This is a genomic window from Streptomyces sp. NPDC090798 (assembly GCF_044768965.1).
In the GTDB taxonomy this organism is placed as follows: Bacteria; Actinomycetota; Actinomycetes; order Streptomycetales; family Streptomycetaceae; genus Streptomyces.
Genome location: NZ_JBIVXA010000005.1, coordinates 26,846 through 46,658 on the forward strand (window position 1 = coordinate 26,846; position 19,813 = coordinate 46,658).

18 protein-coding genes and 1 riboswitch are annotated in these 19,813 nt (G+C 71.1%); of the genes, 12 read left to right on the forward strand and 6 right to left on the reverse strand.

Annotated features, from left to right (window positions below):
- Window positions 1–121: 121 nt before the first annotated feature.
- Window positions 122–282: riboswitch (cyclic di-AMP (ydaO/yuaA leader) on the forward strand.
- A gap of 12 nt (window positions 283–294) precedes the next feature.
- Together ACIQTP_RS12705 and ACIQTP_RS12710 are read left to right on the forward strand one after the other, a co-directional pair.
- Window positions 295–1,059: a M23 family metallopeptidase gene (locus tag ACIQTP_RS12705; protein ID WP_403399161.1), complete on the forward strand. Its 765-nt coding sequence runs from the start codon at window positions 295–297 to the stop codon at window positions 1,057–1,059.
- 236 nt (window positions 1,060–1,295) lie between these two features.
- The gene (locus tag ACIQTP_RS12710) at window positions 1,296–1,991 is read left to right on the forward strand and encodes a GntR family transcriptional regulator (RefSeq protein WP_168496450.1); all 696 of its coding nucleotides are present in this window, start codon (window positions 1,296–1,298) and stop codon (window positions 1,989–1,991) included.
- Window positions 1,992–2,174: 183 nt separating this feature from the next.
- Here the strand turns inward: ACIQTP_RS12710 and ACIQTP_RS12715 are convergent, their stop codons facing one another.
- A complete protein-coding gene (locus ACIQTP_RS12715) occupies window positions 2,175–2,456 on the reverse strand; it encodes an HPr family phosphocarrier protein (RefSeq protein WP_054229914.1) in 282 nt (93 codons plus the stop codon).
- 177 nt (window positions 2,457–2,633) lie between these two features.
- Between ACIQTP_RS12715 and ACIQTP_RS12720 the strand changes: the two genes are divergently transcribed.
- From ACIQTP_RS12720 to ACIQTP_RS12735, 4 genes are all read left to right on the forward strand, one after another.
- A complete protein-coding gene (locus ACIQTP_RS12720) occupies window positions 2,634–5,453 on the forward strand; it encodes a GNAT family N-acetyltransferase (protein WP_403399163.1) in 2,820 nt (939 codons plus the stop codon).
- 126 nt (window positions 5,454–5,579) lie between these two features.
- The gene (locus tag ACIQTP_RS12725) at window positions 5,580–6,167 is read left to right on the forward strand and encodes a DUF5998 family protein (RefSeq protein WP_402038655.1); all 588 of its coding nucleotides are present in this window, start codon (window positions 5,580–5,582) and stop codon (window positions 6,165–6,167) included.
- The gene (locus tag ACIQTP_RS12730) at window positions 6,167–7,354 is read left to right on the forward strand and encodes an alkaline phosphatase family protein (RefSeq protein ID WP_054229917.1); all 1,188 of its coding nucleotides are present in this window, start codon (window positions 6,167–6,169) and stop codon (window positions 7,352–7,354) included. Before ACIQTP_RS12725 ends, ACIQTP_RS12730 begins: the two co-directional genes overlap by 1 nt.
- A 61-nt stretch (window positions 7,355–7,415) precedes the next feature.
- Entirely contained in the window at window positions 7,416–8,063 is a 648-nt protein-coding gene (locus ACIQTP_RS12735) for a thymidine kinase (protein WP_402038652.1), read from the forward strand.
- Between the two features lie 20 nt (window positions 8,064–8,083).
- Here the strand turns inward: ACIQTP_RS12735 and ACIQTP_RS12740 are convergent, their stop codons facing one another.
- The gene (locus ACIQTP_RS12740; protein ID WP_403399166.1) at window positions 8,084–8,887 is read right to left on the reverse strand and encodes a VOC family protein; all 804 of its coding nucleotides are present in this window, start codon (window positions 8,885–8,887) and stop codon (window positions 8,084–8,086) included.
- Window positions 8,888–9,211: 324 nt separating this feature from the next.
- Here ACIQTP_RS12740 and ACIQTP_RS12745 point away from each other — a divergent pair, with 324 nt between their 5' ends.
- Complete coding sequence (locus ACIQTP_RS12745) at window positions 9,212–10,063, forward strand: sulfurtransferase (protein ID WP_403399168.1); 852 nt, start codon at window positions 9,212–9,214, stop codon at window positions 10,061–10,063.
- Between the two features lie 52 nt (window positions 10,064–10,115).
- Here ACIQTP_RS12745 and sepH read toward each other — a convergent pair whose 3' ends face one another.
- Complete coding sequence (gene sepH / locus ACIQTP_RS12750) at window positions 10,116–11,171, reverse strand: septation protein SepH (RefSeq protein WP_403399170.1); 1,056 nt, start codon at window positions 11,169–11,171, stop codon at window positions 10,116–10,118.
- A gap of 471 nt (window positions 11,172–11,642) precedes the next feature.
- Here sepH and ACIQTP_RS12755 point away from each other — a divergent pair, with 471 nt between their 5' ends.
- The gene (locus ACIQTP_RS12755; RefSeq protein WP_403399172.1) at window positions 11,643–12,419 is read left to right on the forward strand and encodes a hypothetical protein; all 777 of its coding nucleotides are present in this window, start codon (window positions 11,643–11,645) and stop codon (window positions 12,417–12,419) included.
- Here ACIQTP_RS12755 and ACIQTP_RS12760 read toward each other — a convergent pair.
- Window positions 12,343–13,662, reverse strand: coding sequence for a D-arabinono-1,4-lactone oxidase (locus ACIQTP_RS12760; RefSeq protein ID WP_403399174.1), 1,320 nt, complete (start codon window positions 13,660–13,662; stop codon window positions 12,343–12,345). The genes ACIQTP_RS12755 and ACIQTP_RS12760 overlap by 77 nt on opposite strands.
- Window positions 13,622–14,860 (reverse strand): MFS transporter, encoded by a 1,239-nt coding sequence (locus ACIQTP_RS12765; protein ID WP_403399176.1) that lies wholly within the window; start codon window positions 14,858–14,860, stop codon window positions 13,622–13,624. Before ACIQTP_RS12765 ends, ACIQTP_RS12760 begins: the two co-directional genes overlap by 41 nt.
- A 188-nt stretch (window positions 14,861–15,048) precedes the next feature.
- Between ACIQTP_RS12765 and ACIQTP_RS12770 the strand changes: the two genes are divergently transcribed.
- Both ACIQTP_RS12770 and ACIQTP_RS12775 read left to right on the forward strand, forming a co-directional pair.
- The gene (locus tag ACIQTP_RS12770) at window positions 15,049–16,176 is read left to right on the forward strand and encodes a ferrochelatase (protein ID WP_403399178.1); all 1,128 of its coding nucleotides are present in this window, start codon (window positions 15,049–15,051) and stop codon (window positions 16,174–16,176) included.
- An 8-nt stretch (window positions 16,177–16,184) separates the two neighbouring features.
- Entirely contained in the window at window positions 16,185–17,000 is an 816-nt protein-coding gene (locus ACIQTP_RS12775; RefSeq protein WP_403399181.1) for an inositol monophosphatase family protein, read from the forward strand.
- 112 nt (window positions 17,001–17,112) lie between these two features.
- Here the strand turns inward: ACIQTP_RS12775 and ACIQTP_RS12780 are convergent, their stop codons facing one another.
- Window positions 17,113–17,286: a hypothetical protein gene (locus tag ACIQTP_RS12780; RefSeq protein ID WP_165854003.1), complete on the reverse strand. Its 174-nt coding sequence runs from the start codon at window positions 17,284–17,286 to the stop codon at window positions 17,113–17,115.
- 415 nt (window positions 17,287–17,701) lie between these two features.
- Between ACIQTP_RS12780 and ACIQTP_RS12785 the strand changes: the two genes are divergently transcribed.
- Both ACIQTP_RS12785 and ACIQTP_RS12790 read left to right on the forward strand, forming a co-directional pair.
- Entirely contained in the window at window positions 17,702–18,355 is a 654-nt protein-coding gene (locus ACIQTP_RS12785) for a response regulator transcription factor (protein ID WP_010983842.1), read from the forward strand.
- 6 nt (window positions 18,356–18,361) lie between these two features.
- Window positions 18,362–19,609: a sensor histidine kinase gene (locus tag ACIQTP_RS12790; RefSeq protein WP_403399184.1), complete on the forward strand. Its 1,248-nt coding sequence runs from the start codon at window positions 18,362–18,364 to the stop codon at window positions 19,607–19,609.
- The last annotated feature ends 204 nt before the right edge of the window (window positions 19,610–19,813 follow it).

The window sequence follows — 19,813 nt, forward strand, 5'->3', positions numbered from 1 at the left end:
AGGTTGCCCGTCTGCCCTGTGGCATGCACTACAAAAGCCGTGATCCGTTTGTTGATTGAAAGACGCCCCGTCTAGCGTCGGTGCGGCTGTTCGTCAGGCAGTGCGCCGCGCCCGCGGCACCGGACAGTCATCGCCGAGTCCCCGTACGGCGCGAGCCAGGGGAGCCGGGGACCCACACGTAGTCCCTGGGGTGAATCGGGCGCCCTCCCTGGAGGGGGTCCGTAGGAGACCTTCCTGCTCCGAACCCGTCAGCTAACCCGGTAGGCGAGAGGGAAGGAAAGGATCAACCCCTACATGGCGTTCACCTGTGGCCCCGGGAAACACCGCCGTCCGAGCCGCGTGAAGCGCTCCACCAAGAACGCCGTCGGCGTCGCCGCGCTCACCACCACCGGTGTCATCGGAACCCTGGCCGCCCCGGCGCTCGCCGCGGACGCCTCCGTCGAACAGACCGGGCTGACCCAGGCCGTCACCCTCGGCGACAGGGTCGCCGCCCAGATCGACGCGCAGGCCGCCGCCCAGCAGCGCGCCGCCGACGAGGCTGCCGCGCGCAAGAAGGCCGAAGAAGCCGCGCGCAAGAGGGCCGCCGAGGAGGCGAAGCAGGAGCGCGAGGCCAAGGAGCGTGCCGCCCGCGCCGCCGAGCGCAAGCGCCTCAACACCTTCGTCCTGCCGGTCACCGGCTCGTACATCTCCACCGGCTACAAGACCGGCGGCAGCCTCTGGTCCTCCGGCAGCCACACCGGCGTCGACTTCCACGCCGCCTCCGGAACCTCGGTGCACGCGGTCGGCTCCGGCACGGTCGTCACGGCCGGCTGGGGCGGTGCCTACGGCAACCAGATCGTCCTGAAGATGCACGACGGCACCTACACGATGTACGGCCACCTGTCGTCCATCGGTGTCTCCGTGGGGCAGACGGTCACCCCGGGCCAGCAGATCGGCCTCTCCGGCTCCACCGGGAACACCACCGGGCCGCACCTCCACTTCGAGGCCCGCACGACGGCGGAGTACGGCTCCGACATGGATCCGGTCGCCTACCTCCGCTCGCACGGCCTGAACGTCTGACGCTCGCACGGCGTGATCCTCCGACGCTCGCGCACCGTGAACGTCTGACGACCGGCGTCAACACTTCCGAAGCCCCGGCTCCCCTCAGCCGGGGCTTCGTCGTTTCGAACTGCTGTCTGTCCAAAAAATATCCATGGATTCCGGCCCGCCATCGGAAATTCCGGCTCTCTGCAATAGAGTCACTGAACAAGCGTCAATCGACCGCGTTTCGCGGGGATTAAGGCGGAGGTCCGGTCATGCGCATTCCCGCGCACTCGGTATGCACGGCGATCCGTGACGACATCGTCGCGGGTGTCTACGAGCGCGGCAGCCGGCTCACCGAGGAACTGCTCGCGCGCCGCTACGGCGTCTCGCGGGTCCCCGTGCGCGAGGCCCTGCGCACGCTGGAGGCCGAGGGCTTCGTCGTCACCCGTCGGCACGCGGGCGCGTGCGTCGCGGAACCCACCGAGCAGGAGGCCGCCGACCTGCTGGAGATGCGCATGCTCCTGGAGCCGCTGGGCGCCGCGAGGGCCGCGCAGCGGCGCACCGAGGCCCACCTCAAGGTGCTTCGCGGCCTGGTCAGACTGGGTCAGGAGCGGGCCAGGAGGGGGAACAGCGAGGATCTGCGCTCGCTCGGCGGCTGGTTCCACGAGACCCTCGCGCAGGCCTCCGGCAGCCCCGCGCTGACCTCCACGCTGGCCCAGCTGCGGCACAAGATCGCCTGGATGTACGCGGTCGAGGCGCCGGCCAATCCGGCGGAGTCCTGGGCGGAGCACGGCGGGATCGTGGACGCGGTGGCGCGCGGCGACAGCGAGCGGGCGCGGGCCGTCACGGCGCTGCACACCGAGCGTGCGACGGTCGCGCACCGGCTGCGATTTCCCGGCGGGGGAGACCGCCCGGAGCGTGTGAGGACTTCGCAACATCCCGTAAACATGACGGGCGTGCGTCATTAACACCGGCGCCGTATACAAAGAGGGGTAATTCGCGGGGGATTATTTCTGCTGCCCGCAATTGGGAAAAGCGAAGGGCCCGCCCGATGTTTTCAGGCGAGCCCTTCGAATGTGTGCGGGGCGGGGTCTTTTGGTGCGAAGACCACTCCCGCCATCAATTGAGGAACCCCGCGTGGGGGCTCTTTCTCAGACGGTCTCGGGGAGCTCCTCGAGACCCTCCGCCACCAGCTTCGCCAGCCGGTCGAGCGCGGCGTCCGCGCCCTCGGCGTCCGAGGCGAGGACGATCTCCTCGCCGCCCTGGGCGCCCAGGCCGAGGACCGCCAGCATGGAGGCCGCGTTGACGGGGTTGCCCTCCGCCTTGGCGATCGTCACGGGGATACCGGAGGCCGTGGCCGCCCGGACGAAGATGGAGGCGGGACGGGCGTGGAGGCCCTCGGCCCAGCCGACGTTGACGCGGCGCTCAGCCATGTGATGCTGCCCTTCGGTGTTCAGGGTTGTCTAGACCAGTGTTCCACAACGTGAAGCGAGCCCGGAGCAGGCGTCGAACCTGTCCCGGACTCCGCGTCGGACCCCGGCCTGGATCCGACTTCGGTGCCCCTAGCCTGCCTCGCGCCGTTGTCGGACGCGAGCCGTACTCTGGGGCCCATGCAGACCTCGTCGGACCGGCACGAGTACCCCTCCCACTGGGAGGCCGACGTGGTGCTGCGCGACGGCGGCACCGCCCGCATCAGGCCCATCACCGTCGACGACGCCGAGCGGCTGGTGAGCTTCTACGAGCAGGTCTCGGACGAGTCGAAGTACTACCGCTTCTTCGCGCCCTACCCGCGCCTGTCCGCCAAGGATGTCCACCGCTTCACGCACCACGACTTTGTGGACAGGGTGGGACTCGCGGCCACGGTCGGCGGCGAGTTCATCGCCACCGTACGCTATGACCGTATTAATGCCGATGGTCGGCCCGCCTCCCTACCCGCGGACGAGGCCGAGGTCGCCTTCCTCGTGCAGGACGCCCACCAGGGCCGCGGCGTCGCCTCGGCCCTCCTGGAGCACATCGCGGCCGTCGCCAGAGAGCGGGACATCCGCCGTTTCGCCGCCGAGGTGCTGCCCGCCAACAGCAAGATGATCAAGGTGTTCACGGACGCCGGGTACCAGCAGAAGCGGCACTTCGAGGACGGCGTCGTACGCCTGGAGTTCGACCTCGAACCCACCGACCGCTCGCTCGCCGTGCAGCGCGCGCGGGAGCAGCGCGCCGAGGCGCGGTCCGTGCAGCGACTGCTCGCGCCCGGCTCGGTCGCCGTCATCGGAGCGGGCCGCACCCCCGGCGGGGTGGGGCGCAGCGTCCTCGACAACCTGCGCGAGGCCGGCTTCACCGGGCGCCTGTACGCGGTGAACAAGGCACTCCAGGAGAAGGAGCTCGACGGCGTTCCGGCCCACCGCTCCGTCCGCGACATCGCCGAGCCCGTCGACCTCGCGGTCGTCGCCGTGCCCGCGCCGTACGTCCCCGAAGTCGTCGCGGAGTGCGGCGAGCACGGGGTGCAGGGCCTCGTGGTCGTCTCCGCCGGGTACGCCGAGAGCGGCCCCGCCGGACGCGAGCGCCAGCGCGCGCTCGTCCGCCAGGCCCGTACGTACGGGATGCGCATCATCGGACCGAACGCCTTCGGGGTCATCAACACCTCCCCCGAGGTGCGCCTCAACGCCTCGCTCGCGCCCGAGATGCCGCGCCCCGGGCGGATAGGCCTGTTCGCCCAGTCCGGCGCGATCGGGATCGCCCTGCTCTCCCGGCTGCACCGGCGCGGCGGCGGCGTCACCGGCGTGACCGGAGTGTCCACCTTCGTCTCCTCCGGGAACCGGGCGGACGTGTCCGGCAACGACGTACTCCAGTACTGGTACGACGACCCGGACACCGACGTCGCCCTGATGTACCTCGAATCCATCGGCAACCCGCGCAAGTTCACCCGCCTCGCCCGGCGGACGGCGGCGGCCAAGCCGCTGGTCGTGGTCCAGGGCGCGCGGCACGCCGCCGCTCCCCAGGGGCATGCCGTACGCGCCACACGGCTGCCGCACGCCACCGTGTCCGCGCTGCTGCGGCAGGCCGGGGTGATCCGGGTCGACACGATCACCGAGCTCGTCGACGCGGGGCTCCTGCTGGCCCGCCAGCCGCTGCCCGCGGGTCCCCGGGTGGCGATCCTCGGCAACTCGGAGTCCCTGGGGCTGCTGACGTTCGACGCGTGCCTCGCCGAAGGACTGCGACCGCTTCCTCCGCTGGATCTGACCACCGCGGCCTCGGCGGAGGACTTCCACAGGGCGCTGACGAAAGCCCTCGCCGATGACAGGTGCGACGCCGTGGTGGTGACCGCCATCCCGGCGGTGGGGGAGACGTCGGCCCAGGACGCGGCCCTGGCAAAGGCCCTGCGATCGGCCTCGGCCTCGGCCCCGGCGAAGCCGGTGCTCGTGGTGCACGTCGAGCTCGGTGGGCTCGCGGAGGCCCTGTCGGCGGCGGCCAGCACCGCACCACAGGCGGCGTCCACGGCGCCGGGCGCGGGTCAGGCACCCCGTCCCGCCGAACGCCCGGCCACCGCGGTGAGCGGCCCCCCGGAGGCGAGCCCCCGGCTCATCCCCGCCTACCCCGCCGCCGAGCGCGCCGTCCGCGCCCTCGGCGAGGCCGTGAAGTACGCCCAGTGGCGGCGCGAGGTGGCCGACCCCGGCAAGGTCCCCGAGTACGAGGACATCGACGAGAAGGGCGCCGCCGAGCAGATCGACGAGCTGCTCTCCCGGGGCTCGGGACTGACGCTCGCCCCCGAGGACGCCTGCGTGCTGCTCGGGCGCTACGGCATCGACGTACACCGGGCACTGCCCGCGCCGACGCCCGACGAGGCCGCAGCGGCCGCGCGTACCCTCGGCTACCCCGTGGCCCTCAAGACCACCGCACCGCACCTCAGACACCGCGCCGACCTGGGCGGCGTACGCCTGGACCTGACGGACGAGGCGCAACTGAGGAGGGCGTACACGGAGTTGACCGACCTCTTCGGAACGCCCGACGTACTGCGCCCGGTCGTGCAGAGCATGGCGCCGCGCGGGGTCGACACGGTCGTACGGGCCGTCATCGACCCGGCGGCCGGAGCGGTGCTCTCGTTCGGCCTGGCCGGAGCCGCGTCGGAGCTGCTCGGGGACACGGCGCACCGACTGGTTCCGGTCACCGACCGGGACGCGAGCTCGCTGGTCCGGTCGATCCGGACGGCGCCGCTCCTGTTCGGCTGGCGTGGCTCGGCGCCGGTCGACACCGTGGCCCTCGAAGAGCTGATGCTGCGCGTCTCGCGGCTGGTCGACGACCACCCCGAGGTCGTCGCCGTCTCCCTGGAGCCGGTGGTGGTCGCCCCGCGCGGCCTGAGCGTGCTCGGCGCCACCGTGCGGCTGGCCCGCGCCCCCGTCCGCGACGACCTCGGCCCCCGCACGCTTCCCGTCGTCTGAGGCGTACCGGTCCAGCCGCCCGAGCCGTACCGGCCCCGCCGCCGTCGCGGAATCGTTCTGATCCGTCCACGACAGACACCCGCGAGCGGTGCCTCGCAGTCAGTGGGCCACCGTAGGATGGACGTCATGGCCAAGACCAGTACGACGACCCAGGGGCTGCGAGCGGCGATCGAGCGCAGCGGCTACTACCCGGCCCTCGTGGCCGAGGCGGTGGAGGCCGCGATCGGCGGCGACACCATCCGGTCGTACCTGGTCCACCAGGAGACGACGTTCGACGCCAACGAGGTGCGCCGGCACGTGACCGTGCTCGTCCTCACCGGCAACCGCTTCATCGTGAGCCACACCGACGAGCAGAACGCGGACACGACCTCACCGACGCCGTACGCCACGACCTCGACCGAGTCCGTGAAACTCGGCCGGATCTCGTCGGTCGTCGTCAGCCGGGTCGTCGCCAACCCCGAGTCGTACACGCCGGGCACGCTGCCCCGCGAGGTCGTCCTGACCATCGGCTGGGGCGCGGTCGCCCGCATCGACCTGGAGCCCGCGGCCTGCGGCGACCCCAACTGCGAGGCGGACCACGGCTACACGGGCAACTCGACGGCGGACGACCTGAGCCTGCGCGTCAGCGAGGCCGGGGACGGCCCGGAGACGGTGCGCCAGGCCCTCGCCTTCGCGCAGTCCCTCTCCGAGGCGACCGCGGACATCACCCGCTGATGGCTCTGCCCACCTGGGACCACCCGGAACCGCTGGCCATCGATTCCGCACCCGTCCCCGAGTACGGCGCGGGCTCGCTCGCCGATCTGCTGCCCACGCTCGCCGCAGGCATGGGTGTCCCCGGCATGACCACCGCCATACCGGAACTGACCGAAGCCGACCGGAACTGCGTCTTCCTGATCGACGGTCTCGGCTGGGAGCAACTGAAGGCGCACCCTGACGAGGCCCCCTTCATGAGCTCCCTCCTCGGAAGCTCACGCGGCGGCACCGGCCGCCCGATCACCGCCGGCTACCCGGCGACCACCGCGAGTTCCCTGGCCTCCGTCGGCACGGGCCTGCCGCCTGGAGCGCACGGCCTGCCCGGCTACACCGTGCGCAACCCGCGGACCGGCGAGCTGATGAACCAGCTGCGCTGGAGTCCCTGGACGGAACCCCGCGCCTGGCAGCCGTACCCCACCGTCTTCCAGCTCGCGGACGCGGCGGGTGTGCACACGGCCCAGGTCTCGTCCCCGACCTTCCAGAACACCCCGCTCACGAAGATCGCCCTGAGCGGCGGAACGTTCCACGGGCGGCTGTCCGGCGAGGAGCGCATGGACCTCGCGGCCGAACAACTGGCCGCCGGCGACCGCTCGTTGGTGTACACCTACTACGCCGAGGTGGACGGCAAGGGGCATCGCTTCGGCGTCGACTCGGACCCCTGGCGCGGCCAGCTGATGTACGTCGACCGCCTGGTCCAGCGCCTCGCGGAGCAACTGCCGCCGCGCGCGGCGCTGTACATCACCGCAGACCACGGCATGATCGACATCCCCTTCGACGAGCAGCACCGCATCGACTTCGACGAGGACTGGGAGCTGCGCGCGGGAGTCGCCCTGCTGGGCGGCGAGGCCCGGGCCCGGCACGTCTACGCCGTCCCGGGTGCCGAGGCGGACGTCCTGACCTGCTGGCGCGAGGTGCTCGGCGAGCAGTTCTGGGTGGCTTCACGCGACGAGGCGATCGCGGCGGGCTGGTTCGGGCCGCAGGTCGACGAACGGGTGTACGCCCGGATCGGCGACGTCGTGGCGGCGGCCTGCGACGACGTCCTGATCGTCGCGACCGAGCGGGAGCCGAAGGAGTCGGCGATGGTCGGCAATCACGGTTCGATGGCACCGGTGGAGCAGCACGTTCCGCTCCTGGAAGTACGTACCTGACCGTTCCCGCCCGTCTCTCCCGCGCCCGTCTCCCTTCTTGCCGAAAGGTGCTCAACTCCCCATGCCCGAGTTGGTGTTCTTCTCCGGAACGATGGACTGCGGGAAGTCGACGCTGGCTCTCCAGATCGAGCACAACCGCTCGGCCCGGGGCCTGCAGGGCATGATCTTCACGCGCGACGACCGCGCGGGGGAGGGCAAGCTCTCCTCGCGCCTCGGCCTGGTCACGGACGCCGTGGAGGTCGCGGACGACCAGGACCTGTACGCCTACCTCGTCGACCACCTCTCCCAGGGCGGCCGGGCGGATTACGTGATCGCGGACGAGGCGCAGTTCCTGGCCCCCCGGCAGATCGACCAACTGGCCCGGGTGGTCGACGACCTGGGGGTGGACGTCTTCGCGTTCGGCATCACCACCGACTTCCGCTCCAAGCTCTTCCCCGGCTCCCAGCGCCTCGTGGAGCTCGCCGACCGGGTCGAGGTCCTCCAGGTCGAGGCCCTGTGCTGGTGTGGCGCCCGCGCCACCCACAACGCCCGCACGATAGGCGGCGAAATGGTCGTCGAGGGCGCCCAGGTGGTCGTCGGTGACGTCAATCAGGCGGAGGACATCGGCTACGAGGTCCTGTGCCGCCGACACCACCGGCGCCGGATGACGGCGGCGACGGCCCGCGCGGGCGCCCTCTCGCCCGACGTACTGCCGATCGCCTCCGCCTGACTCTCAGCGCGCGGCGTGGATCAACGCTCGGTGCGGATCACCGAGAACACCGCCCCCTCCGGGTCCGCCACCGTGGCCACCCGCCCGTAGGGCGAGTCGTGGGCCGCCTTGAGGAGGTGTCCGCCGAGGTCGACGGCCTGGGCGACGGCCTCGTCCACGTCCGCGACCTCGAAGTACGTCAGCCAGTGCGGGCCGCGGTCGCGGGGCAGGCCGTGACCGACGCCGTGCATGCCGGCCACCGGGCGGCCGTCGATGTGCAGGGTCATGTAGTCGAAGTCGGCCGAGACGACAGGCTCCGCCTCGTGTCCGAAGACCCCCTGGTAGAACTTGACGACGCTCTCGGTGTCGCGGGTCACCAACTCGATCCAGGCGGGGGTGCCGTGCACCCCGTGGAGCGCCGTGCCCAGATGGGCCGCCGCCTGCCAGACCCCGAAGACGGCGCCCGTGGGGTCCGAGGCGATCAGCAGCCGCCCGGCCTCTCCGGCGTCCAGGGGACCCACGCCCACGGTGCCACCGCAGTGCCGTACCGACTCGGCGGTGTGGTTCACGTCCTCCGAGGCGAAATACGGCGTCCAGGCGATCGGCAGATGCCGGTCGGGTGGCATCTGTCCGATTCCCGCCACCTCGTGGCCGTCGAGCAGGGCCCGCGCATACGGGCCGAGCTGCCGCGGTCCCGGCTGGAACTCCCAGCCGAACAGCTCTCCGTAGAACTCCTGGGTCGTGGCCATCCCGTGCACCATCAGGCTCACCCAGCAGGGCACGCCGGGTGCGTGCCGAGCGTTCGTGGTGCCGTTCGGGCCGGCCGACTCCCGTGCCTCGGTCATCGTCACTCTCTTCTCGGCCCCTCGCGGTGGCCGTTCACCTTCCGCCTACCAACACGCGTACCGCAATCGCGCGCGTGCACGCCCCGTGCCGATGCTCGCACCACCCGTCACCCTGCGCGCCCCGGCGGCGTCATCGTGTAGCGGTCCACTGCCGGAGAATGCCCGATGAGCCGTTTCCCATCCGTTTCCGCGCGATTGCCGGGGAGTGTCCATCGGCTGTACAGCATGTGCCCGATCCCGTACGCCCGGTGATCGGACCTGTCCGGCCGAGCAGAGTAGCCGGACCTGGACGCCGGGGCCACCCCGTACGCAAGGATGGTGGCTATGAACGCCATCATCTCCGCATCCGAACTCGCGAGCGACCTGGCGGGACCGAACCCGCCGGTCGTGCTCGACATCCGCTGGCAGCTCTCCACGGCGACGGCCGCCGGGGCCGCCCCCTTCGACGGCCGGGCCGCCTACGCGGCAGGGCACATCCCCGGCGCGGTCTTCGTCGACCTGGATGCCGAACTGGCCGGGGAGCCGGGCGCGGGTGGCCGCCATCCGCTGCCCGACCTGGAGGTCTTCAGCGAGGCGATGCGGGCCGCCGGGGTGTCCGCGGACAGGGATGTCGTCGTGTACGACGGTGGCGTGGGGTGGGCCGCCGCGCGGGCCTGGTGGCTGCTGGGCTGGACGGGGCATCCGTCGGTGCGCGTGCTTGACGGCGGGCTGGCCGCCTGGAGCGGGCCGGTGTCCTCGGAGGTCCCCAAGCCCGCCGCCGGAACCTTCGAGCCGGTGCCGGGCTCCCGGCCGCTGCTGGACGCGGACGGGGCCGCCGCGCTCGCCCGTACGGGGCTGCTGCTCGACGCCCGGGCCGGTGAGCGCTACCGGGGCGAGGTCGAGCCGATCGACCCCGTGGGCGGGCACATCCCGGGCGCGGTCTCGGCGCCGACCACCGAGAACGTCACGGAGACCGGCGAGTTCAGGCCATCGGGCGAGCTCGCGGAGCGCTTCAAGTCCCTGGGTGTGACCGGCACTTCGGAGGTCGGCGTCTACTGCGGTTCGGGCGTGTCCGCCGCCCACGAGGTGTTGGCGCTCGCTGTCGCGGGCATCCCGGCCGCGCTGTACGTGGGCTCCTGGTCGGAGTGGTCGCGGGACGGCAGCCGTCCGGTCGCGGTGGGCCCCGACCCCCAGTAACGGCAAAGGGGCCCGCTCCAGCGTGGCGCGGGCCCCTTTGCCGTACAACTGACTAGTCCTGCTTCTTCCGTCGCGTCCCGAAGACGATCTCGTCCCAGCTCGGGACCGCCGCTCTGCGGCCCGGGCGGACGCCGTCGGCCTCGGCCTGGCGGTCGGTCGCGCCGACGAGACGGTCGCGATGGCTGCCGACCGAGCGGGGCATGAGCACGTCCGCGTAGGCGGAACCGGCACCGGCCGAGGCCGCGGGGGCCGGGGGCTCCTCCGCCTCCGGCTCGGTGGGCGGCTCCTCCGTCGCCGGGAGCTCCGTGGGGGCGGGCCGCTCGGGCACCACCATGTCGCCCCGGAAGCTGGGCACCGCTTCCAGGAGGCTGGTGAGCGAGTCGCGGTCGCTCACGCTCTCCTCGACCGGCTCGGGGGAGGGCCCGGGCAGGCTCGGGCGCTCCATCTGCCGGTCCAGGGCACGATCCAGGGGGCGGTCGCGCGGCAGCCGTGCGATGCGCGGGACGAACGGGAAGCTCGGCTCGGGCGCCGCGAGGTCGTCGGACTCGCCGATCAGCGAGCGCGCCTCGTCGTCGACGGCCTGGACGAGCCGCCGGGGCGGGTCGTACGTCCAGCTCGCCGAGTGCGGCTCGCCCGCGACCCGGTAGACCAACAGCACTTCCCACGTGCCGTCGTCACGACGCCACGAGTCCCACTGGACGGTGTCCTTCTCGGCGCCCCGGATCAGCAGCCGTTCCTGGACGGCCTCACCGAGCTGGGGTCCGGCGTTCTCACCGGGGCGGCGGACAGGAGTCTTCCGGGCCCGCTCGGCCATGAAGGCACGCTCGGCGAGCACGGGGCCCTCGAAGCGACGCACCCGGTCGACGGGGATTCCCGCGAGCTGCGCGACTTCCTCCGCGGAGGCGCCGGCACGTATCCGCGCCTGGATGTCTCGGGGGCGGAGATGGCTCTCCACCTCGATCTCGATCTGGCCGAGGCGGGGACGGTCGCCGCGAACAGCGGCGCGCAGACGCTCGTCAATCGGAAGCGTGTACTCCGTGCTGTCCGCAGCCTTCAGCACCAGCCGTGTGCCGTCGTTAGAGACGGCCACGACACGCAGTTCGGGCATGGGGACCTCCCGGGTGGTGCCTGCCGACGTCACGTGCGTCGCTGCTTCCGCTAGTCGAGTGTGGCCTGCCCGGGTGCAGCCTGCCACAACCTTGCCGAGTTGCCCGGCGTGTCGGGCACGGGCCCGGGGTCGCCGTTATGGCACGGTTACCTATTCGCAACGCTAAGTGACGAACTCCATCACCCTGTGCAACGAGCCCCCTCCCGGCGGTCCTGTCAGGCCCCGGACACCCTGGCGGGAGTCCGGACCCAGGGCTCGCAACAGTACTCCATTCGGGCCATGTGCGTGGATCGGCACGCCGCCCAACTTCTAGTGAGGGGTGGTAGTTGGTCGTCCACTGTGCCGTATTCGTGACCTTGAAACGTGTCGTACTTCACGTAATCGCCAGAAACGGAACTAAACGTTTCGCCTGTCCGTCCCTTTCTCGTGCAAGCGGTCGAGAAGTACGGGAAAGGCAGGCAAGGTCCGGGGATGCGTGAGAAGTCGGATGCCGGCGAGGGACAGAGCGCCAATGAGGGGGCACCGCGCGGGAAGCGGGTGGAGCTGAGCCTTCCGCAAGTGGCGGGCAGCGCCGTGGCCGCGGTGGTGGCGGCCAAACTCGCCTCCTACTTCGGGGTGTACGGGACGATCCTGGGCGCCGGAGTGGTCAGCGCGATCGCCACCTGTGGGGGCACCGTCTTCCAGCACTTCTTCAAGCGCACCGGCGAACAGCTCCGCGACGCCACGGTCCAGACGAAGCCGAGGCCCCAGCAGGCTCCGGTACCGGGGGCGTTCACCGAGGGCACCGTCTATCGCGCCCGGGTCAAGAGCTGGAAGCGGCCGGTGGTCGCGGCGGCCCTCGTCTTCGGCGTCACGATGGCGGGGATCACGACGTACGAGCTGGTGTCGGGGCAGAACTTCAGCGGCGACGGCACGAGCACCACCGTCGGTGACGCCCTCAAGGGCAGCGGCTCCGGTTCGTACCCGAAGCCCGGTACGACGCCTTCGAGCCCTTCGAGCGGGTCCTCGCCGAGGGAGCCGTCGGCCACCGACAGCACTCCCGGCACCGAAGGCGGGTTCGGCACCGGCGCCACTCGGGGTGACGGCCGTGCCACATCCCCTGCGCCGACGCCGAGTTCCGGTGCCGCTTCGCAGGCGCCGGCCGACACCCCGGCGCCCACGAACGGTTCGCCTACGAGCCCAGCACCCGACGCAAGTAGTCGTTCCCAAAGCGCCGATCCGGGTCAAGGCGGTCCCTCAGCGCCGTGAACTCGCCGAAGCGCGGATACACCTTCGAGAAGTACTCCGCGTCACGGGTGTGCACCTTGCCCCAGTGCGGGCGGCCCTCGTGCGCCGTGAAGATCCGCTCGGCCGCGGTGAAGTACGCCTGATAGGGCGTACCCCTGAACATGTGGACGGCGATGTAGGCGCTCTCCCGCCCGGACGCCGTGGAGAGCGCGATGTCGTCCGCGGGGGCCGTGCGCACCTCGACCGGGAAGCTGACCCGCAGCGACGAGCGCTCGACCATCGTCTTCAACTCGCGCAGTGTCTCGACGAGTGCCTCGCGCGAAACGGCGTACTCCATCTCCACGAAGCGCACCCGGCGCGGAGAGGTGAAGACCTTGTAGGGAATGTCGGTGTAGGTCCGCGCGGACAGCGCGCGGCTGGAGATCTTCGCGATCGTCGGGATGGTGGCGGGCGCGGCGCGGCCGACCAGATTGGCCACCTGGAAGACCCCGTTGGAGAGGAACTCGTCCTCGATCCAGCCGCCGATCTGCCCGATCGGCTTCTCGGGGCCGGCGCTGCGGTTGTTGCGCTTGGTGTTGCAGTTGCCGGTGTGCGGGAACCAGTAGAACTCGAAGTGCTCGTTCTCGGTGAAGAGTTCGTCGAAGTCGGCGGTGACCTTGTCGAAGGTCATCGGCTCCTCGCGGGCCGTGAGCAGGAAAATGGGCTCTACGGAGAAGGTGATCGCGGTGACGATCCCCAGGGCGCCGATGCCCACCCGGGCCGCCGCGAAGACGTCGGGGTTCTCCACCTCGGAGCAGGTGAGGAGCGAACCGTCCGCGGTGACCAGCTCAAGTCCCTTGATCTGCGCGGCGATCGAGGCCGAGTCGCGGCCCGTGCCGTGCGTGCCGGTGCTGGTCGCGCCCGAGACCGTCTGCTCCATGATGTCGCCCATGTTCGTGAGCGACAGTCCCTCGCGCGCGAGAGCCACGTTGAGACGCTTGAGCGGGGTGCCCGCCTCAACGGTGACGGTCCCGGCCTCGCGGTCGATGTTGCGGATGCCGGTCAACAGTTGAGGGCGGATCAACACGCCGTCGGTCGCGGCGGCGGCGGTGAAGGAGTGCCCGGTGCCGACGGCCTTGACCCTCAGACCGTCGTCGGCCGCCTTGCGTACGGCCGCGGAGAGCTCCTCGACCGAAGCGGGGGCGACCTCCCGTACGGGACGGGCGGTGACGTTCCCCGCCCAGTTACGCCACGTGCCGCTCTTCCCGCTCACTGTGGTGCTCATGGGTCCCCTCCCGCTGCGGAACCGGCCTGCTCAGCCGGCGATACCCGAGGAATCCGACCGCGACCGCGACGGCTCCGGACACCGCCGGAACCCCGTACCCGGCCTTCGCACCGGCGGCGTCGATCACCCAGCCGGCCACGGAGGAGCCGAGCGCGACCCCGACCGCGAGTCCGGTGCTCACCCAGGTCATGCCCTCGGTCAGTTTCGCGCGTGGTACGTGCTGTTCGATGAGGGACATCGTCGTGATCATCGTGGGAGCGATGGACAGGCCCGCAACGAACAGCGCCACGGCCAGAAACGGCAAGTTTCCGACCAGTAGCAGGGGGATCATACTCACGGCCATGGCGCATATGCCCAGCAGCCACCGACGTTCGGGCGCCCCCTTGAAGTGCAGCAGTCCGAACACGGCTCCCGCCGCGCAGGAGCCCGCCGCGTAGAGGGCCAGAACCACGCTCGCGGCACCCTTGTGGCCCTGCTCCTCCGCGAAGGCCACGGTGACCACGTCCACGGCCCCGAAGATCGCTCCGGTCGCCACGAACGTGGCCACCAGGACCTGGAGTCCGGGCGCGCGCAGCGCCGAACCGCTGCTGTGGTGATCACGCGGGTGCGGTACGGGTTCGGTCGCGCGCTGGGAGGTCAGCCAGAAGACGCCCGCCGCCAGGAAGCAGGCGGCGAGCAGCGGCCCGGCCTCCGGGAACCACACCGTGGACAGGCCGATGGAGATGATCGGCCCGAGGATGAAGCAGATCTCGTCCACCACGGACTCGAAGGAGTACGCGGTGTGCAACTGCGGGGTGCCCCCGTAGAGGGCCGCCCAGCGGGCCCGGATCATCGCGCCGATGCTCGGGACGCAGCCGATCCCGGCCGCGCAGAGGAACAGTACCCAGTCCGGCCACTCGAAGCGCGCGGCCAGCAGCAGCCCGGCGGCCGCCGCGAGCGCGAACAGGGTGACGGGGCGCAGTACCCGCCGCTGGCCGTGCCGGTCCACCATCCGGGAGACCTGCGGGCCCATCACCGCGGCCGCGAGCGCCATGGTCGCCGACAGCGCGCCCGCGAGCCCGTACCGCCCGGTGAGCTGGGAGATCATCGTCACCACGCCGATGCCCATCATCGACAGGGGCATCCGGCCGAGGAAGCCCGCGGCGGAGAAGCCCTTGGAGCCGGGGGCGGCGAACAGGGCGCGGTACGGGCTGGGCACGAGGGGTCTCCGGTGGGCTCGGCCCGGCCGCACGGTCACCGCGTGCGGCCGGACTCCGGTAAGGCGTGTAGATGGCCGATACAGCTTACGGGTTAGGGGACCCTAACGCACTCCCTCGGATGCTTCCCGATTCCGCTTGCCATGTGGCTGTTGTCCGGCTGTCGACGATGGATGGCAGGATCGGACGCATGCCAGATGTGCTCGATGCCACCCCCTACGACGCCCTGCTCCTGCTCTCGTTCGGCGGCCCCGAAGGCCCGGACGACGTGGTTCCGTTCCTGGAGAACGTGACGCGGGGGAGAGGCATCCCCAAGGAACGGCTGAAGGAAGTGGGGCAGCACTACTTCCTGTTCGGCGGGGTCAGCCCGATCAACGACCAGAACCGTGCCCTGCTCGACGCCCTCCGCAAGGACTTCGCGGACCACGGCCTTGACCTGCCGGTGTACTGGGGCAACCGCAACTGGGCGCCGTACCTCACCGACACCCTGCGCGAGCTGGTCGCCGACGGCCGCCGCCGTGTCCTCGTCCTCGCCACCAGCGCGTACGCCTCGTACTCGGGCTGCCGGCAGTACCGCGAGGACCTCGCCAGCGCCCTGGCGACCCTGGAGGCCGAGGGCCTGGAGCTGCCGAAGATCGACAAGCTGCGGCACTACTTCAACCACCCCGGCTTCGTGGAGCCCATGATCGAGGGCGTCCTGAAGTCCCTGGCCGAGCTCCCCGAGGACGTACGGGCGGGCGCGCACCTCGCCTTCAGCACGCACTCCATCCCCACCGTCGCCGCCGACACCTCCGGCCCTGCCGAGGACCACGGAGACGGCGGCGCCTACGTCAAGCAGCACCTGGACGTGGCGAAGCTGATCGCCGACGCCGTGCGCGAGGAGACCGGGATCGAGCACCCCTGGCAGCTGGTGTACCAGTCGCGCTCCGGAGCCCCGCACATCCCGTGGCTCGAGCCCGACATCTGCGACCACCTGGAGGAGCTGCACGGGGCCGGGGTCCCGGCCGTCGTGATGGCCCCCATCGGGTTCGTCTCGGACCACATGGAGGTGCTGTACGACCTCGACACGGAGGCGACGGCCAAGGCGGAGGAGCTGGGGCTGCCCGTGCGCCGCTCGGCCACCGTGGGCGCCGACCCCCGCTTCGCCGCGGCGATCCGCGACCTCGTCCTGGAGCGCGCCGCGACAGAGAACGGGCTGCGGGTGACACCCTGCGCCCTGGGCGCGCTCGGCGCGAGCCACGGCCTGTGCCCTGTGGGCTGCTGTCCGGCCCGCGCCCCCAAGCCCGCCGCCGCGGGCGCCGACAGCCCGTACGCCTGAGGAGCCCCTTGATCGAGCCCCTGCACACCGAACTGCTCCAGCTCGCCCACGACGCCGCCCGCCGCGCCGGAGAGCTGCTGCGGGACGGCCGCCCGGCGGACCTCAGGGTCGCCGCCACCAAGTCCAGCCCGATCGACGTCGTCACCGAGATGGACATCGCCGCCGAGAAGCTGATCACCGACCTGATCTCCCAGCACCGCCCCCACGACGGCTTCCTCGGCGAGGAGGGCGCCTCCAGCGAGGGCACCAGTGGCATCCGCTGGGTCGTCGACCCGCTCGACGGCACGGTGAACTACCTCTACGGGCTGCCGACCTGGGCGGTGTCCATCGCGGCCGAACAGAACGGCGAGACCGTCGTCGGAGTCGTCGCGGCACCGATGCGCGGCGAGACCTACAGCGCCGTGCGCGGCCGGGGCGCCCGGGCCACCGGGGCCTGGGTCGGCGAGCGCCGGCTGACCTGCCGCCCGTCGCCGCCCCTGGACCAGGCCCTGGTCTCGACCGGCTTCAACTACGTGACCGAGGTCAAGGTCCACCAGGCCGAGGTCGCCCACCGGCTGATCCCCCTGCTGCGCGACATCCGGCGCAGCGGTTCGGCGGCGGTCGACCTGTGCGACGTCGCCGCGGGCCGCCTCGACGGCTACTACGAGCGCGGTCTGCACCCCTGGGACCTCGCGGCGGGCGACCTGATCGCCCGTGAGGCGGGCGCCCTGACCGGTGGACGCCCCGGAGAGCGCCCCGCGGGCGATCTGGCGGTCGCGGCCTCCCCGGGCGTCTTCGAGCCCCTCCAGCGGCTTCTGGAGGAGTTCGGCGCCTGGCACGACTGAGGACACCCGCCGTTCCCGGTGCGTACAGCGGCTACGGGATTCGGTACGCACAACAACGGAGCGGGGCCCCGGCACTGGATCGATGCCGGGGCCCCGCTCTTGTACGAACTGCTCAGACGCGCGACGCGCCGACCTCCACACCGTGCTCGGCGGCAAGGCGGCGCAGGTCCTCGAGCTCGGCCTGCTCGACCTCCGCGAGGAAGTCGTCGCCTGTCTCGCGAGCCCGCGTCAGGTCGGACTCGGTCGCCCTTATGCGCTGCAGAAGTCCTGCGGTGAATGCGTCCATGCTGCGCCCCCTCGTCCTGGGTCGTGGGTCGGTGGCACGGGGGTGTGCCGTTGGGAAGGGGCGATCACGTCTCCAGAGGGTGCCCAGCGCTGCCCGGGCTGGGCGGCGACGGTGCCGGACACCCACGCCCGCTCTGCGGAAGCGGTTGGACGTACCACTAGGTGGCTTGCCACATGCAGAGCGTGATCGCGGGGTGTAAAGCCGTCCTCCCCCCGCTCCCTTCCGTGGAAACCTCAACCCGTCGAGAAAATCTCGCATTCCCGGGAGCCCGAGACCGTCCCAGCGGGCGCCTCTCACCCGTCTTACAGCCGGTTTATGGCCGAAAAGGGCAGGATGGAGGCCTTACCCATGACAGACCCCCCTGCCCACGTGTGCCGAGAGGCGCTACGCGGGTGGACAGAGGAAGGACAGCGACGTGCGCGTACTCGTCGTCGAGGACGAGCAGCTGCTCGCCGATGCGGTGGCCACCGGACTGCGCCGGGAGGCCATGGCCGTCGACGTCGTGTACGACGGTGCGGCCGCCCTGGAGCGCATCGGCGTCAACGACTACGACGTGGTCGTTCTCGACCGTGACCTCCCGCTCGTGCACGGCGACGACGTCTGCCGCAAGATCGTCGAGCTCGGCATGCCCACGCGCGTGCTGATGCTCACCGCCTCCGGCGACGTCAGCGACCGTGTCGAGGGCCTGGAGATCGGCGCCGACGACTACCTCCCCAAGCCGTTCGCGTTCAGCGAGCTGACGGCACGCGTGCGTGCTCTCGGGCGTCGTACGAGCGTGCCGCTGCCGCCCGTCCTGGAGCGCGCCGGGATCAAGCTCGACCCCAACCGGCGCGAGGTCTTCCGCGACGGCAAGGAGGTCCAGCTCGCGCCCAAGGAGTTCGCCGTCCTGGAGGTGCTGTTGCGCAGCGAGGGCGCCGTCGTCTCCGCCGAGCAGCTCCTGGAGAAGGCCTGGGACGAGAACACGGACCCCTTCACCAACGTCGTCCGTGTCACCGTCATGACCCTGCGCCGCAAGCTCGGGGAGCCCCCGGTCATCGTCACGGTGCCCGGCTCCGGCTACCGGATCTGATCCGCGGTGGCCACGACGCCCGCGCCCCCTGCGGCGCCTCCGAAGCCCACCTGGGACCCCAGAAGGGCGGAGCCCCCGTTCCCCTGGCTGCGCCCGACGATCCGCATACGGCTCACGCTGCTGTACGGCGGCATGTTCCTGATCGCCGGCATCATGCTGCTGTCGATCATCTATCTGCTCGCGGCGCAGGCCCTGAACACGGGTGCCGAGCCGCTCTTCAAGATCGTCAGCGGTACGTCGATCAAGGTGAGCAGCGACAACTGCCCCGCCGTCCAGGCGGGCAATCTGTCCCTCGACGAGTTCAACGTCGCGATCAGCAACTGCATCGACCACCAGCGTCAGACGGCCCTGGACGACCTGCTCAGCCGCTCCCTGCTCGCTCTGCTCGGCCTCGCGATCATCGCCTTCGCCTTCGGCTACGCGATGGCGGGCCGCGTCCTGTCGCCGCTCGGCCGGATCACCCGCACCGCGCGCGCGGTGGCGGGCTCGGACCTGTCCCGGCGGATCGAGCTGGACGGCCCTGACGACGAGCTGAAGGAGCTGGCGGACACCTTCGACGACATGCTGGAGCGGCTGCAGCGCGCCTTCACCGCCCAGCAGCGGTTCGTCGGCAACGCCTCGCACGAACTGCGCACCCCGCTCGCGATCAACCGCACGCTCCTCGAAGTGCACCTGTCCGACCCCGGAGCCCCGGTGGAGCTCCAGCAGCTAGGCAAGACGCTGCTCGCCACCAACGAGCGCAGCGAGCAGCTCGTCGAGGGCCTGCTGCTGCTCGCCCGCAGCGACAACCAGATCGTCGAGCGCAAGCCCGTGGACCTCGCCGAGGTCGCCACACAGGCCGTCGACCAGGTGCACGCCGAGGCCGCGGCCAAGGGTGTGGCGATCCGCGGGGAGCGCGCCGCGGCGGTCGTCCAGGGCAACGGCGTCCTGCTGGAGCGGATCGCCCTGAACCTCGTCCAGAACGCGGTGCGGTACAACGTGCCGGAGGACGGCTGGGTCGAGGTCACGACGCGGGTCCAGCACGGTCAGGCGGTGCTGGTGGTCACGAACACGGGCCCGGTGGTTCCCGCGTACGAGATCGACAATCTTTTTGAGCCTTTCCGGCGGCTGCGCACGGAGCGCACGGGCAGCGACAAGGGCGTGGGTCTCGGCCTTTCCATCGCCCGTTCGGTGGCCCGCGCACACGGGGGCCATATCGCGGCAGAGCCGCGCGAGGGAGGTGGGCTCGTGATGCGCGTCACCCTGCCGATCTGAGAACATGTCCCGGACACGCGACGATGTTCGCTTTGCGCGGAATTTTCTGGTCGCCCATCCGGGAGGCCCGTGTGTGATCGATCACAAGGGCGAATTTCTGGCCATCTACTCTCCGTGGTCACGAAGGCTGTCGTAAAGCCGGGAAAATCCGGGTTTTCGGGGGTCCAGATCACGGGAAGTACACGGTGGGACGCCTTTGAAGTG

What these genes read in the sequence shown, in the direction of transcription:
- ACIQTP_RS12710 (WP_168496450.1), top strand. Translation starts at nt 1,296, where the DNA reads ATGCGCATTCCCGCGCACTCGGTATGCACGGCGATCCGTGACGACATC.
- sepH (WP_403399170.1), bottom strand. Translation starts at nt 11,171, where the DNA reads ATGCCCGAACTGCGTGTCGTGGCCGTCTCTAACGACGGCACACGGCTG.
- ACIQTP_RS12725 (WP_402038655.1), top strand. Translation starts at nt 5,580, where the DNA reads ATGGCCAAGACCAGTACGACGACCCAGGGGCTGCGAGCGGCGATCGAG.
- ACIQTP_RS12735 (WP_402038652.1), top strand. Translation starts at nt 7,416, where the DNA reads ATGCCCGAGTTGGTGTTCTTCTCCGGAACGATGGACTGCGGGAAGTCG.
- ACIQTP_RS12720 (WP_403399163.1), top strand. Translation starts at nt 2,634, where the DNA reads ATGCAGACCTCGTCGGACCGGCACGAGTACCCCTCCCACTGGGAGGCC.
- ACIQTP_RS12730 (WP_054229917.1), top strand. Translation starts at nt 6,167, where the DNA reads ATGGCTCTGCCCACCTGGGACCACCCGGAACCGCTGGCCATCGATTCC.
- ACIQTP_RS12780 (WP_165854003.1), bottom strand. Translation starts at nt 17,286, where the DNA reads ATGGACGCATTCACCGCAGGACTTCTGCAGCGCATAAGGGCGACCGAG.
- ACIQTP_RS12745 (WP_403399168.1), top strand. Translation starts at nt 9,212, where the DNA reads ATGAACGCCATCATCTCCGCATCCGAACTCGCGAGCGACCTGGCGGGA.
- ACIQTP_RS12705 (WP_403399161.1), top strand. Translation starts at nt 295, where the DNA reads ATGGCGTTCACCTGTGGCCCCGGGAAACACCGCCGTCCGAGCCGCGTG.
- ACIQTP_RS12760 (WP_403399174.1), bottom strand. Translation starts at nt 13,662, where the DNA reads ATGAGCACCACAGTGAGCGGGAAGAGCGGCACGTGGCGTAACTGGGCG.
- ACIQTP_RS12715 (WP_054229914.1), bottom strand. Translation starts at nt 2,456, where the DNA reads ATGGCTGAGCGCCGCGTCAACGTCGGCTGGGCCGAGGGCCTCCACGCC.
- ACIQTP_RS12740 (WP_403399166.1), bottom strand. Translation starts at nt 8,887, where the DNA reads ATGACCGAGGCACGGGAGTCGGCCGGCCCGAACGGCACCACGAACGCT.
- ACIQTP_RS12770 (WP_403399178.1), top strand. Translation starts at nt 15,049, where the DNA reads ATGCCAGATGTGCTCGATGCCACCCCCTACGACGCCCTGCTCCTGCTC.
- ACIQTP_RS12755 (WP_403399172.1), top strand. Translation starts at nt 11,643, where the DNA reads ATGCGTGAGAAGTCGGATGCCGGCGAGGGACAGAGCGCCAATGAGGGG.